The organism is Paenibacillus sp. FSL K6-0276, from assembly GCF_037977235.1.
GTDB lineage: Bacteria > Bacillota > Bacilli > Paenibacillales > Paenibacillaceae > Paenibacillus_AQ.
The window spans coordinates 3,393,534-3,407,127 of sequence record NZ_CP150276.1; the positions used below are offsets into that span (position 1 = coordinate 3,393,534).

The 13,594-nt window shown below is 43.8% G+C and carries 12 protein-coding genes; 3 read left to right on the forward strand and 9 right to left on the reverse strand.

Annotation, left to right across the window (positions count from 1 at the left end; translation table 11 throughout):
- The first annotated feature begins 6 nt into the window (after positions 1-6).
- Complete coding sequence (locus MHH52_RS16065) at positions 7-219, forward strand: hypothetical protein (protein WP_313637415.1); 213 nt, start codon at positions 7-9, stop codon at positions 217-219.
- A 908-nt stretch (positions 220-1,127) separates the two neighbouring features.
- Here the strand turns inward: MHH52_RS16065 and MHH52_RS16070 are convergent.
- Entirely contained in the window at positions 1,128-1,490 is a 363-nt protein-coding gene (locus tag MHH52_RS16070) for an AMP-binding protein (protein ID WP_340003565.1), read from the reverse strand.
- Positions 1,468-2,019 (reverse strand): biotin transporter BioY, encoded by a 552-nt coding sequence (locus MHH52_RS16075; protein ID WP_340003566.1) that lies wholly within the window; start codon positions 2,017-2,019, stop codon positions 1,468-1,470. The genes MHH52_RS16070 and MHH52_RS16075 overlap by 23 nt, the downstream gene beginning before the upstream one ends.
- Before the next feature lie 247 nt (positions 2,020-2,266).
- On the opposite strand from MHH52_RS16075, the gene MHH52_RS16080 reads away from it, so the two are divergent.
- Positions 2,267-3,244, forward strand: coding sequence for a biotin--[acetyl-CoA-carboxylase] ligase (locus MHH52_RS16080; protein WP_340003567.1), 978 nt, complete (start codon positions 2,267-2,269; stop codon positions 3,242-3,244).
- A 973-nt stretch (positions 3,245-4,217) separates the two neighbouring features.
- On the opposite strand, the gene MHH52_RS16085 is transcribed toward MHH52_RS16080, so the two are convergent.
- Both MHH52_RS16085 and MHH52_RS16090 read right to left on the reverse strand, forming a co-directional pair.
- Positions 4,218-6,524: a thiamine pyrophosphate-dependent enzyme gene (locus MHH52_RS16085; protein WP_340003568.1), complete on the reverse strand. Its 2,307-nt coding sequence runs from the start codon at positions 6,522-6,524 to the stop codon at positions 4,218-4,220.
- 25 nt (positions 6,525-6,549) lie between these two features.
- A complete protein-coding gene (locus MHH52_RS16090) occupies positions 6,550-7,560 on the reverse strand; it encodes a 2-oxoacid:acceptor oxidoreductase family protein (protein ID WP_313637409.1) in 1,011 nt (336 codons plus the stop codon).
- A gap of 322 nt (positions 7,561-7,882) precedes the next feature.
- Between MHH52_RS16090 and MHH52_RS16095 the strand changes: the two genes are divergently transcribed.
- Positions 7,883-9,226 (forward strand): amino acid permease, encoded by a 1,344-nt coding sequence (locus tag MHH52_RS16095; protein ID WP_340003569.1) that lies wholly within the window; start codon positions 7,883-7,885, stop codon positions 9,224-9,226.
- A gap of 114 nt (positions 9,227-9,340) precedes the next feature.
- Here the strand turns inward: MHH52_RS16095 and MHH52_RS16100 are convergent, their stop codons facing one another.
- The 5 genes from MHH52_RS16100 to MHH52_RS16120 form a co-directional block, all read right to left on the reverse strand.
- Positions 9,341-10,027, reverse strand: coding sequence for a DUF6273 domain-containing protein (locus MHH52_RS16100; protein WP_340003570.1), 687 nt, complete (start codon positions 10,025-10,027; stop codon positions 9,341-9,343).
- Between the two features lie 100 nt (positions 10,028-10,127).
- Positions 10,128-11,579 (reverse strand): nicotinate phosphoribosyltransferase, encoded by a 1,452-nt coding sequence (locus MHH52_RS16105; protein WP_340003571.1) that lies wholly within the window; start codon positions 11,577-11,579, stop codon positions 10,128-10,130.
- Positions 11,580-11,631: 52 nt separating this feature from the next.
- Complete coding sequence (locus MHH52_RS16110; RefSeq protein ID WP_313637401.1) at positions 11,632-12,171, reverse strand: isochorismatase family cysteine hydrolase; 540 nt, start codon at positions 12,169-12,171, stop codon at positions 11,632-11,634.
- A gap of 30 nt (positions 12,172-12,201) precedes the next feature.
- A complete protein-coding gene (locus MHH52_RS16115) occupies positions 12,202-12,972 on the reverse strand; it encodes an NUDIX domain-containing protein (RefSeq protein ID WP_042128449.1) in 771 nt (256 codons plus the stop codon).
- A gap of 163 nt (positions 12,973-13,135) precedes the next feature.
- The gene (locus tag MHH52_RS16120) at positions 13,136-13,585 is read right to left on the reverse strand and encodes a YlbF family regulator (protein ID WP_234539396.1); all 450 of its coding nucleotides are present in this window, start codon (positions 13,583-13,585) and stop codon (positions 13,136-13,138) included.
- Between the last annotated feature and the right edge of the window lie 9 nt (positions 13,586-13,594).

Sequence of the window (13,594 nt, forward strand, 5' to 3'; positions counted from 1 at the left end):
AAGGAAATGCCTGAAAGTCCAAAATGCCCGGATCAAACCGTTACTGACCCACCAAGAGTGGTTTATCAAGATTACTTCCACCCTCAAGTAGTGAATGTTATTCACCCTGTGGAAATCGTGAGACGCCATCACTGTGTACCTGTACCTCGTCACTGCTACACTTATTCTGTTAAAGATGTGATGTGCGATAACTCCATGATGCCTAGAGGCAGAAGATAACTCTACTTCACGTCGCTATTAAAAGTATCTTATAAGTGAGCGAAAGATCAGTGCTAAATGCACTGGGACTTCTCTCGCTTTTTTTCTGCATAAAACAATTGACAACATGGTCCATTCACCCTATAATTCTGAACACTTTACGCGAAAGTGGTTTTTGATTAACCAAACATTTAATCGGAAAGGAATGAGATGAGCTCACTCCCCACATTAAATCGAAAAATCAAAACAATTGTCAGCCCTTTTCACGATCTTCCGGATCGAATAGGTGCTCCTATTTCATGCCACCAAGGGATCTCCATGCTGAGTAACCTTCCTGATGCAGAGCTTGTGTACCTAATGATGAACCAAAAAGTCACATTAAGTGCAGTTGTAGCGTGGATGAGTGGATCGGAGAGAAGTTTTTCCCTAGGTGAAACCAGTGGACCTGTAAAGGATTTGATTGAGGAACTAAGTAAAAGGCGCTCACGCATCACTTTCCTTATGAAACTCTGCAGCAAGTATATGCGTTTCCTTCTTCCTTCATTTTTCCACACCTGCTTATTGGCTGGGACGAGGATACTTTATTCTTGCCTCTAGTGGTAGATATTCCAGGTCAAGCTTACAGTGATGGGCCTCCAAGTAATAGCACGTTCCAATACATAAGGGATCCTCTATAAAACTTTTCTCGGAAATTATCTACGCCAGCCTGCAAAAATTTACCATATCCGCGCCGAGTCCCATTTCCGCCATCGCCTGCAGCAATTAGGCAAAAAATACGCAACAAGGCAAATCTCAGGAAACTTTTCATCCTCATTTTTAAGAAGACGCCAAATTGTCTAATAGAGTGTAAATGATCTTTTACTAGCCTTCTTCTTATATAAGGATCAACTGTTTGAAAGGAATCAACATTTTGTTTAAAAAGCTTTTTGCTAAGATTGGATAAAGAGTAAAAATCGTCTATCGTATCTCCCCTCATGCAAACTTTCTTTCTTTGATAGCCATTGTAATGTAGCTGATTTAGGGTCCAGCAGCACGCAAACGCATCCCGCGTAGATGGCGCCGAGAACACACTCGGCGAATTCCATGCGGTTTCCGGACAGGATAGAGATGTTGCGTTTCGCATGTCTGCCATGCCGCAATCCATTTGAAACCTGTTGAACCGGCCTCATGAACTGAGAATATGTACGTTCTTCCCGGCCGTCTAAGATCGCAATACTGTGATTCTCAATGCACGTTTTATTATGTGCTGTATCAGGTGCATAGATTTCATCACGCCTGCGCTTTTTCTTCAATAGGGCTGATTGCTTTAAGCTGCATTGTTAAGACGGCTGCAATAACGGCTTTTATGATGTCTCCCGGAAGAAAGACCAACGCACCGACAAGTCCGGTCCAGATCGACGTATTTGTTATTAATGCCATGATGGGTGCGCCAATCAGATTCACCAGCATTACGCCAAAGATCAGATTGACGGCTAACAGCTTCCAAGTTTGGAGCTTCGGCCAGATTTTTTCGGAATACCAGCCGATGAGGCCGGCCGCGATCGGCCAGCTGAATATGTACCCTGCAGAAGGTCCAACGAGAACCGCGATTCCGCCGCGACCGCCGGTCAGTACAGGCAAGCCAATGGCTACGAGAATGATGAAAATGACTAGACTGAGGGTGCCCATCCGTTTCCCTAGAAAACATCCAGCCAACATGACGCCAAGCGTCTGGGCAGTAATCGGAACGGGGAGGAAGCCGAGGGGTAAGGGCGGAATCATGCCCAACACCGCGATGAGAGCTGCGAATAATGCAGCATAAATAAGTTCTTTTGTCTTCAAGAAAATGACCTCCATTGGGCAAGAATAATTGTATTCTGGTTAGAAAATACGTCCAGTAAGCTGAATTATAGTGGAGGCACATTCAATTGTAAACCTTAATATATTTTCAGGTTTACAATTGAGTGGAATACCACGCTTGAGTTTTTCCTATTGTTATATAGAATTAGAGTATTCAGTCGCAATCGTTGAATGTTAATCTATTCGATGGGTTTTGGTCGGAGAGTTATACTTCTGGAGGTTTAAGTCCATGACAGTTAAAGAACATATTCTAGCCTTGCTCGACAGTAACAAAGGTGAATATTTTTCCGGCGAGGAAATAGCAGTACAGTTATCCGTGACGCGCAGCGCTGTCTGGAAAGCCATAAAATCGCTACAGACAGACGGTTATTCCATACAAGCTGTAACCAATAAAGGATATTCCTTGTCACCTCAAACGGATATCTTATCTGCCAGTGCCATTTCAAAGTTCCTGGATACACAGGGGCAAAAGTTACGTGTTGAAGTCTTTAAAACAATATCTTCAACGAACGAAGCCGTAAAAATTCTTGCCTCAAATGGAGAAGCTGAAGGTAAGGTGATCCTTTCGGAAGAACAGACAGCTGGCCGTGGGAGAAAGGGCCGAAAATTCTTTTCTCCACCAGGATCGGGTATCTATATGAGTATCCTGCTGCGTCCCAAGCTGTCAGCAACAGACTCCGCTCTGCTGACCACTTGCACCGCAGTTGCTGTTGCCCTTTCCATCGAGAGCGTATCTGGTAAAGACACGCAGATTAAATGGGTTAATGACGTTTTCATGGAAGGCAAAAAGGTATGCGGGATCCTTACCGAAGCTTCCGTGTCACTGGAAAACGGCTGGCTTGATTATGCCGTTCTCGGCATTGGTATTAATGTAGCGCTACCGTCCGACGGCTTTCCAAACGACCTTACCGAGATTGCAACATCTGTAATTTCCGAAAGCAATCATTATGGTGCTCTTCGCAATCGACTCGTGGCAGAAATACTAAATAATTTCATGGGATTTTATGAGCATTTAACGGACAGATTGTTTCTTTCCGAATATAGAAAACGAATAATTTCACTGGGAAAACCCGTAACGGTGATGAAGGATAATAAACAACGTAGAGCAACAGCCATTGATATCAATAACGATTGTCTTCTGAAAGTCAGATACGAGAATGGTGACGAGGAATATCTTTCAAGTGGAGAAGTCAGCATAAAAATTTAGCTGGGCTCTTTTTAAGTATGGATTGACATTGGAGGATGTATTTGGGCTTTTTATAAAATATTAATGAATATCATGTTAGCGAAAAATTTCATATCTACACTGTTAAGTGATAATCTATGATAAAGTCGTTCTTTGCATATTTTTTTGAAATCTCTTTAGCTTCTCTAGCGATTTCTAAGACGAAATGCTCCCTTTTCCTAGAATACCGCCTAGTAATCTTCTCTTTTATTAGAGTACAAGTTTATGCTTTGGTCTAATATTTTTATTTGGCAATTAACCCGATTATTGGATATTAACCATATCGGGAACGAGACTATGTTCTTGTCCATTATCGGCAATGGTACCAAGTTCTTGTCCCGAGCAAAGGACAAGTACTTGGTACCTCAAAATACAAAAAAACACGCTGAGCGCGGGTTCTTAAAGAACTATATTCTTGTCTTCTGACATCTCTACTCCAGCGAAAGGTATAGATTAATAAGAGGAAATAACATTTTTATTCTTAGGTGTGAGCTGGAGCTCATGAAAGTTTTTTGTTCAAAGTCATAATTAGGGTATCATCTGAGTCCATTCTTTAAGGCGGTCAAACTCATAGATCGTTCGAAGATAATAGGGTTCTTTCTCATTCTCTTTTTCAAAAACACCCATGTACCCAACTTCATTAAAAACAACATAAAATCTAATTCTCTAATAGCTTCATTTCTATGCTGGAGAACCCATATATTGAACGCTACATGAGGATCGTCTACAGCTTTGGATTTTTATCTTTTTGACATAGAACTCACAAAGTAAAAAAGCCCCAATGATTATCATCCAGTCATTTAACTTCAATGTACAAAGAAGCATATCCAAAGAATCCAGCTCAATAGAATCATTCCTCCCCTATTCCAATATATACAACAAACCCGGCAGACCAATCTGCCGGGTTTATTTCTTACTATCTATATCCAATTTGCGGATGAATGATGATTACATCTTACAAATCAGGATGCTCATGTTTCGCTTTTAGACGATTCCAGCGGCGCTGCACTTCTTCCTCGAAGCTGCGTAAAGCTGGCTCATTCTCAGGCTTCAGCAAATGACGAGTTTTACCCATCGTCTTCAGCCAAGCTGAAAGCTCAACACGTTTGCCTTTGTCCTCTGGATTGTACGTAATATTCGTAGAACCATGCTCCACTTCATATAAAGGGAAGAAGCAAGATTCAACGGCAAGCGATACGATGTTGGTGCCTTCTTTATCTTCAGACATCCAGTTCAATGGACATGCGATCAGGATTTTTCCGTACACTAGTCCTTCGTTCTGTGCGTACCACTGAGCTTTTGCCGCTTTCTTCACAAGATCCTGTGGGTAAGCTTCGGATCCAGTGAAGACGTAAGGAATGTTAGTAGCTGCCATGATTTGCGCAGTATCCTTATGCTGTGTTACTTTACCTTGCTGATTCTTACCAATGCTGGATGTAGAAGTACGGTGACCCAGTGGTGTGGAATAGGACTGCTGAGCACCAGTATTCATGTATCCTTCGTTATCGTACTCTACGATAATCATTTTGTGACCGCGTAGTGCAGCCCCAATCGCAGGCCCCATTCCGATGTCCATACCGCCATCACCGGTTACCATTACAAATGTAAAGTCGTCTTTAAGCCCTAAACCATCAAGCTCACCACGGCGTTTGCGTTCCCAGAACATTTCTACGACACCGGATAAGGTAGCTGCACCATTTTGAAACAGGTTATGAATAAACGTAGATTTATGAGATGAATATGGATATCCCGTAGTTGTTACCATAGCACAACCTGTGTGATAAAGCGCTACGATATCCCCTTCGATGCCTTTGAAGAAAGTCTCCAGTCCTGAGAATATCCCACAGCCCGGACATGCGCCATGACCTGGTGCAAGCCGTTTAGGTTTCTTCGTCAAGCTCCGCAGAGGTGGTATCCGCACACTTAATTTGCCTGTTGCTTCGTCTTGTTTCACAGTAATTAACCCAGTCTTAAGCGAATCAAAGTCCATCGGCTTCAAAAGACGCTGTGGAGCTTTGTCAGGTGTACCTGGATTGTGGCCATAGTAGTCAAATGGAACTTCAACACGGTCTGCAGCAACGGCATCCAATGCCAATTGGAAGAACGCATGACCATCTTCTGCGTAGAAGTCCTTACCACCTAACCCGTAAATACGGCTAATTACCTTTGTAGTAGTGTTACCATAGGTGAACAAGGCTGCCTTGATTTCATTTACCATATTACCGCCGTGACCACCAACCGAATCCGCGCGGTCGCCTACGGTGATTGCCTTAACATTCTTCAGTGCTTCAGCTATTTGCTTTTGCGGGAAAGGACGAATCATATTTGGCGAAATTGAACCTGCTTTGATACCTTGCTTACGAAGCTGATCCACTACATCTTTAATGATCTCTGACGCAGAGTTCATCAAGAATACAGCTACTTCCGCATCTTCCATCCGATACTCTTCGATCATTGGATAGTGGCGTCCGGTCAATTCAGCGAATTCCTTAGCGATTTCTTCGAAAACTTCACCCGCATTATACATCGCTACAGACTGCTGATAGCGGTTATTGATATAGTCAGGTTCGTTCATGTAAGGACCTACGGTAACTGGATTATTGCGGTCCAGTGTATCTGTAAAGCCTACCGGAGGTTGTGGCCCAACGAATTTATGAACATCCTCACGGTGAGTAAATGCCTGTACTCGACGTTTCTGGTGAGATGTAAAATACCCATCTGATGCTACCATTACTGGAAGACGCACTTTGGCGTGCTCAGCAAGCTTTAATGCCATCAGGTTCATATCATAAACAGATTGTGGATCACGGCACATCAGAATCGGCCAGCCCGTATTTAGCGCAAAATACAAATCAGAATGATCACCATGGATATTAAGCGGACCGGAAATCGAGCGGCAGATCAGATTCATAACCATAGGCATCCGTGTACCAGCTTGTACTGGCAATTGCTCAAGCATGAACATATAACCTTGCGCACTTGTAGCATTAAATACACGTCCACCAGCTGTCGAAGCTCCATAACAGATTCCAGCAGAACTATGTTCACCATCTGATGGAATGAGCATAATATCATGCTGTCCATTGGCTTTCATTGTATCAAGAAATTGTGCTACTTCTGTCGATGGGGAGATTGGAAAATAACCCATGACATGATAATTAATCTGATGAGCAGCATAAGCTGCCATTTCATTGCCGGATTCATATAGGAATTTCTGCTCAACCTTCGTAGAGCTTACTTCTTTTTCAAAATCTATAGCCACGTGTGTTCCACCTTTCCTCTGTTAATTAGGCCTCAGTAACGAGATCAAAAATATGACGTACCGTATGGCTCTCTGCGTATCCATCTTCCTCACGTTCGCCAGACAAGGCAGTTGTCGGACAGGCTTCTACGCATTTCAAACAGCCTTTGCAGTATTGATAATCGATCCCTTGCAGGAACATTTGCGGGCGCCCTTTCTTATCAGGCTGTTCCTCCCAAACAAAACATAGATCAGGACATACCGTATCGCACTGCGCACAATGAATACAATCATCTAATTTAAAATGAGGCAATAAACCGGAACGTGAAATACTGAGATTTTTTAAAAAGCTGCTGCCAGGATTCGTAATGGTTCCACCGATAGGCTGTGTTTCATAACCTAAGGTCGAAATATCGGACCGAACGTACTCAGGCATAATCGCACCTTCTGGCAATGGAAAATGCATGAAAGTAACTTCATTAAATCCACGTTCGAAAGTAGTTAGTGCTGACTGGACAGCCTGCGGATATTTTTTACCAAGCGATTTCTCAATAACACCCTTCATTATTTCAGGATCCAAGAAATCACACATCCGGAACAATGCACCTAACATCGCCATGTTTACGCGGTTCTTCTCATCTAATGCGATCGTTGTGGCATCAACAACTGCTATGGTTCCTGCCATCATATTCAGGGAAGACTTCAATTCCTCCGGCGACTTGGCCGAGTTCACTAACACCGTGCTATGATCATAAATTCCGCTAGTCACGTTGACGGTCTTTGCCAACGCTTCATGGAATATTCCTACGACATGTGGACGTTCAACAGGTGAAGTGTCACGAATATGCGTGTTCAAATCACAAAAACGGATATGCGCTTTTACCGCTGATCCCTTCTTCTCAGAACCATAGGATGAAAAGCTCACTCCATTCATTCCAGCACCGACAACGCCTGCTTCTGCAAGCATTTTACCAGCTAAGTTCGCGCCTAGCCCTCCAATTGATTCCAGACGAATCTCAAAAAATCCGAGTTCGTTCACTTTTGGTAACTGTACCACCGACATAGCCCCTTTCAGAATGTCATCAGTATAATATCCTTTTGACTTTTTCAACGATTGTAACTTGATTTTGCAAGTCGCGAAGTGACAAATCTTGCATTTTCCATGTGTTACCTAAGCTTATTTATCTACTTTTATTTAGCAATAAAATTAAAAATTAAGATGTTAAATTTATCACATTCCACATGATAAATATCACACTCCAGTGAAAAGTCACCCGTTTTCAAAAAAATGTGTGTTATTTTTACTTTTCAACTAGTCCATTTCAGGATAAACTGATGCTTGGTGTAATTTTTCGAACACAGCTTAGGAGGCATTAAATGTGAAGTCAAACGAAGCATCATTACAGAAGAAATTGCTTCCTCGGCATATCAGCTTTATGGCGATGGGCGGAGTAATCGGTACAGGGATTTTTAAAGGAAGTTCTGAGACCATAAGCATTGCTGGACCTGCGGTTATTCTTACCTATGTATTAGCGGGCTTGCTACTCTTAGTGGTAATGGGGGCAATAGCCGAAATGGCTACGGTATACCCGAATAGGAACATGAAGGACTTCATCCGTGAGGCTTTTGGAGAACGACTCTCCTTTATCGTGGGTTGGTTATATTGCTTCATGTGGTTGACCGTCTGTGTAATTGAAGTGCTGGCGGCAGGAAGCTTCTTGCAATACTGGTTACCGGATGCTCCATTATGGCTGCTTAGTCTAGCATGTGGTGCTTTAATTATTGGCATCAATATGATGAGTGTAGCCGGTTACGGGGAAACTGAATTTTGGTTAGCCGGAATCAAGATTGCAATGATCATCATCTTTATTGTTTTGGGAACCTCATTAATATTTGGACTGTTACCCATGACTGAGGCTACTCCTTACTTACACAACTTTACGGATCATGGCGGATTTCTCCCACGTGGATGGGCCCCGATTTTCTCTGCCCTTCTCGTCGTAATGTTCTCATACGGTGGATCGGAGTTAATTGGACTAACTTTGACGGAGACAAAGGATGCAGAGAAGGTCTTACCTAAGGTTGTCAAAAGCTTCATTCTGCGCGTTATTCTGTTCTATTCCTTGCCAATCTTAGTCATCTGTGGCTTAATTCCATGGAATCAGTTGAATGATCATACCAGCCCGTTTGTTCAGGTGTTAGCTGCAACAGGACTCAAGGGTGCCGATCACATTATGAACTTCATTCTGATTACAGCGGTACTCTCTGCTGCCAATTCTGGTATTTATGGTGCCACTCGGATGCTGCACTCTATGGCCTCGCAGGGCGAAGCTCCCCGTGGCTTGGCAAAAACTTCTACAAAAGGCGTACCGATCAACAGTCTGAAGCTTTGCGCCGTTGTTCTTGTTATTGGTTCCCTGTTAGCGTACTTCGCGCAGGATGGACTGTTCCGTGTGCTGATGGCCGTTCCAGGCTTTGTAGTTTTACTGGTCTGGATCAGTATCTGTATGTCACAGCTAAAATTGAGAAAATCCTATCCGAAAGAAGCGACCTTTAAGGTATGGGGATTCCCTTATATAACCGTTCTGACACTTGTCTGCTTAGCGGTTATCGCGATTTCCTTCCTCTTCGATGCTCAAAACCGCATCAGTATAGGCTCGTGTCTGGCAGTAGTGGTGATGCTTACGATCTGGTCATTCGTGAAATTCAAAAAGAAGAACTGAAGCATTTAGCTCAGACTGATTTATCAAAAAGAGGTGTATCCCTTGTTCTTCACTTTAGCGAAGAGAGGGAAACTCCTCTTTTTATTGTTGCCACACCAAACCGGATTTCCTTTATCATGGAAGAATAATTACTAAAGCGGGGCGCACGCCGTCACGAGCTACACTGACATTCGCATAGCTGCGAATACTGTAGCTCGGACCGACAAAAAACGCACGTGAAGGCTTGTTTCCCTGTGTTCGCAGCCACCACCAGGAGCAGCCAACTTCTTCGCCGTCTCTGATGATATAGTTATCTTTGTCCGTTTTATCATATACATATAAGCTGCATCCATCGGGCTTTTTCGTTTTGGCAAAGTCCGTTCCAACGGCACGCCGCAGATCTTTGCTGTGTATATCAGAGAATGCTTCTATCTCCTTAACGCTAAGCAAAAAAACGTTGTCCTCTGTATCCGGGCTGCCTTCTCCATTGTCTGTGCAATGAGTCGTCTTTATAAATTCCTTCTCGGCGATATTGAATGCGGTGTTATAGAATTCATCGTTCAGCCACTCGCGCAAATCACAGTCGTGCCACGTAATATCCACGCAATCACGCCATTTTATATCTACACTCTTGCCGTGATACCTCTTGCATTCCAAAATGTACTCACTCAAAACAAACAGTTTGCTACCTGAGTTATGGAGAACACGCCATTCAATCGGCAGTTCTTTACCGTCCTTTGATTGTGAATACGTGCCGAATGTAATAATCTCGCCAGGCTTAATGTTCCTGTTCGGCACAAAAGCAAGTTTACCCTTTTCCATTAAGTTCTCCTCCTTATTTACTTGCCCCTGAAAAAACAAAAAAACGCGGGTACATCACTCTCCCGCGTTAACACTGTTGACAGAATTAATCCTGCAAAATCTATTCAATATCCGGTCGTATATGCTCAGCGATTAACTGCTGCTTGCTAGTCCAGACCTTTTCACTCAAATTCAACCGGTACACCTCGGGATTCAGCTTACGTTGATATTCCGGCCAGAATAGGTCCTTTTGCTCCCGATGGTAGCGGCGAACTTCATTCAAATCCGGTAATGTATACACCTGAAATCCGTTAACGTATATCGGTTCTAGCATAGGCAGCGCCTCGTAACGCTCAACATACTTATGCATGTATGGATGCAGCGGATTAAACAGTTTCAACCGTGCACCATTGCGTGGGGATTCCTCATCTGGGAAGCTGATATAATCAGCAAGCGCTTTGCCATTTTTACCGATAATCCGGAACACGTCCTTCTTACCAGGCGTGGATACTTTTTCAGGGTTGGAGGAAATTTTGATCGTCGGGATCATTTCTCCAGTAGCGGACTCAATTTCCACCAGCTTATAGACACCACCCAGAGACGGTTGATCCGAAGCAGTTATCAATTGTGTACCCACACCCCAAGTATCGATTGCCGCACCTTGCAGCTTCAGATCCATGATCGTGTTCTCATCCAAATCATTGGATGCGACAATCTTCACATAATCAAGGCCAGCATCATCCAACATCTTACGTGCTTGACGAGATAGATAAGCTAAGTCACCACTATCCAAACGGATACCGACCATCTTCTTACCTTGTGCTTCAAGCTTCTTGGCCGTATTGATCGCATTAGGCACACCACTACGAAGTGTATCGAAGGTGTCGACCAATAGCGTAACCTCGTCCGGCATCACCTTGGCATAGGCATCAAAAGCCTCCTGCTCACTACTAAAGCTCTGAACCCAGGAATGCGCATGTGTTCCTTTTGTAGGAATACCAAACATTTTGCCCGCCAACATGTTGGAGGTTGCATCAAAGCCGCCAATATAGGCTGCTCTGGCTCCCCACACCGCTGCATCAGCTTCTTGCGCACGCCGGGTACCGAACTCCAGTAAGATATCATTCGGAGCCACCTGCTTGATTCGAGAAGCCTTGGTAGCAATCAGCGTCTGGTAGTTCATGAAGTTCAGAATGGCTGTCTCCACCAGCTGAGCCTCCATAATTGTCCCTTCCACACGGATTAATGGCTCATCCGGAAAAATCAACGCTCCTTCTTTCATCGAATAAACCGTTCCCTGAAAATGAAACTGCAGCAGTTCCTCCAGAAAAGCGGGAGCATAGTTCTCTTCTTGCTCCGACAAGTAACGGATATCATCTTCGGTAAACCGCAAACCTCCGATATAACCTATAATACGCTCTAACCCTGCGAACACGGCATAGCCATTACCGAAAGGTAACTTACGGAAATAAGCTTCAAATACTGCCTTTCGTTTATGACTTCCATTCACCCAGTGAGCATACATCATATTGATCTGATATTTATCCGTATGTAGCGCAAGTTCTCTTCTCAAGTCCTCATCTCCTAATATCTACGCTGCTGTATGTGTAAGTTCTGTTATAGTATTATGCATTTACAACGTCTGCTCCTAAACTTCCCCGGAAATGTTCTAATGCCCAAGAGTGGCCATCTTTATTGAAACTGGCGACCGCATCTTCGTGCACAGTAATAGCAAACCCTTTGTTATATGCATCCACTGCCGTATGCAGTACACAAATATCTGTGCAGACCCCAATTAAATGAAGTTCAGTAATGCCGCGTTCCCGCAGCTTGATCTCCAGATCGGTTCCACTAAAGGCACTATAACGTGTTTTGTCCATCCAATAGATGGAATCGCGATTGTTCTCATAAACAGACTTCAAGCTTCCGAACAACTCACGCCCCTCACTCCCGCGGACATTATGAGGAGGAAACAACTTGCTCTCCGGATGGTAAGGGTCATTCTCTTCATGCAAATCTACGGCCATAACAACATAATCGCCATTCTGGACAAACTCAGACGTTAATTGGCTGATTCTAAGCTCGATATCTACGGCTGGCTGACCAACCGGGAGATTTCCGTCCACAAAATCATTGGTAAAGTCGATTACTATTAGTGCTCTCATGAGATTAATCCCCTCTCCGGATTTAAGCCACTACGTATAGATGGATAACAAAGGCTCGTGATCTGTGAACATATAGAGTTGAGCTGGACGCTGGGAGTATTGATTGGAACTAAGTGCATTTCCCTCTTCGTCCCTCACTTCTTTTAATATACCCTGACGACTACGCGTTGAAGTGATTTTACGAATAAAATTGGGTTCCTTAAATTCCGGCACTACGGTCTGAATCACCTGATAGAGCTCACTAAGGGTAAAATGTCTAGGCAAAAACTGTCTTGCGATCGTAGTCTGCAGCATTTGTTGTTGAATACGCAAGTATGCATCCTTGATGATATCATGGTGGTCAAAAGCGAGTTCCAGCTCTTCAAGCGCTTCCTGCAATGTAAATAAACCTACCTCACCAGCATCATCCGAAGCTTGTCTTTGCTCAAGCATCCATTCCTCTACTAAGGCGAAAAAGGCATGACTGATAATCCATCCGCGAGGGTCGCGGCCTGGTGTACTGTAGACGCCCAGATATTCCAAATGACCGCCATCTACGCCAGTCTCTTCTTTGAGTTCACGTGTTGCCGCAGCATAAATGGACTCATCCTCCTGGCAGAATCCGCCTGGGAGAGCCCACATTCCAGCACATGGCCATTTCTTACGTCTAATTAACATTACCTTTAGCTCACGTAAGGGAAGCGTCTTCGTGACCGTCTTACGTTCGCGTTTGGTCAGTGTAAACATTACGATGTCGGCCGGAACCCCGTCCGGTGTACGATATTTTTTGGCGTTATAGGTTTGTTCCCCATTCTCGCTCATAATTGCCCCATCCTTTTCCGAAGCTATAATTTTACTGATTCGTATCTTTAAATGTACCAAACCTTAACTTCTAAAATCAACAACTGGACAATAGAAAGATTAGGATTATGTATAGTGTGAAACTTAAAGGGACGGATCTACATCCGCCCCCTGAACTGAGTGGTTATCCGCATGTGGTCGGAGGCGCTTCAGTGCCAGCTTCCACATTTATTTTTTCCGAAACGGTATCTCTAATCACGGAAATGACGAGCTGGAGTAGATAGTTGATGTCACTCTGGCTCTGTTGAAATTCGTTCACGACCGGAATGCCGTCAATTTCATCCTGCAACACTTCAATTTCACGCTCGATCTTGGCTACCATGTCTTTATTATTAAAGCTTTCGAAGGCGACAATCTCCTTCTGCTTTTTCTTAATCGTTGCAATCAGGCCTTGTACCCGCTCGTGGTTCAGGATTTTTTGCTCAGCCTGCTGAAAATGCTTTACTTCTTCACTTGTCGAGATCAATGTAGCTAGTTCTTTAGCTTTGCCCATAATATCCTCGCGTACGATCAAGTCACGGGTATTATAAGTCTTCATTCCATATTTATTCAATCGTTGTTCCTCTGTACTCACAAGCCATCT

Excerpts from the sequence above, each read along its gene's own strand:
- MHH52_RS16065 (WP_313637415.1), top strand. The coding sequence starts at position 7 with ATGCCTGAAAGTCCAAAATGCCCGGATCAAACCGTTACTGACCCACCA.
- MHH52_RS16080 (WP_340003567.1), top strand. The coding sequence starts at position 2,267 with ATGACAGTTAAAGAACATATTCTAGCCTTGCTCGACAGTAACAAAGGT.
- MHH52_RS16100 (WP_340003570.1), bottom strand. The coding sequence starts at position 10,027 with ATGGAAAAGGGTAAACTTGCTTTTGTGCCGAACAGGAACATTAAGCCT.
- MHH52_RS16110 (WP_313637401.1), bottom strand. The coding sequence starts at position 12,171 with ATGAGAGCACTAATAGTAATCGACTTTACCAATGATTTTGTGGACGGA.
- MHH52_RS16115 (WP_042128449.1), bottom strand. The coding sequence starts at position 12,972 with ATGAGCGAGAATGGGGAACAAACCTATAACGCCAAAAAATATCGTACA.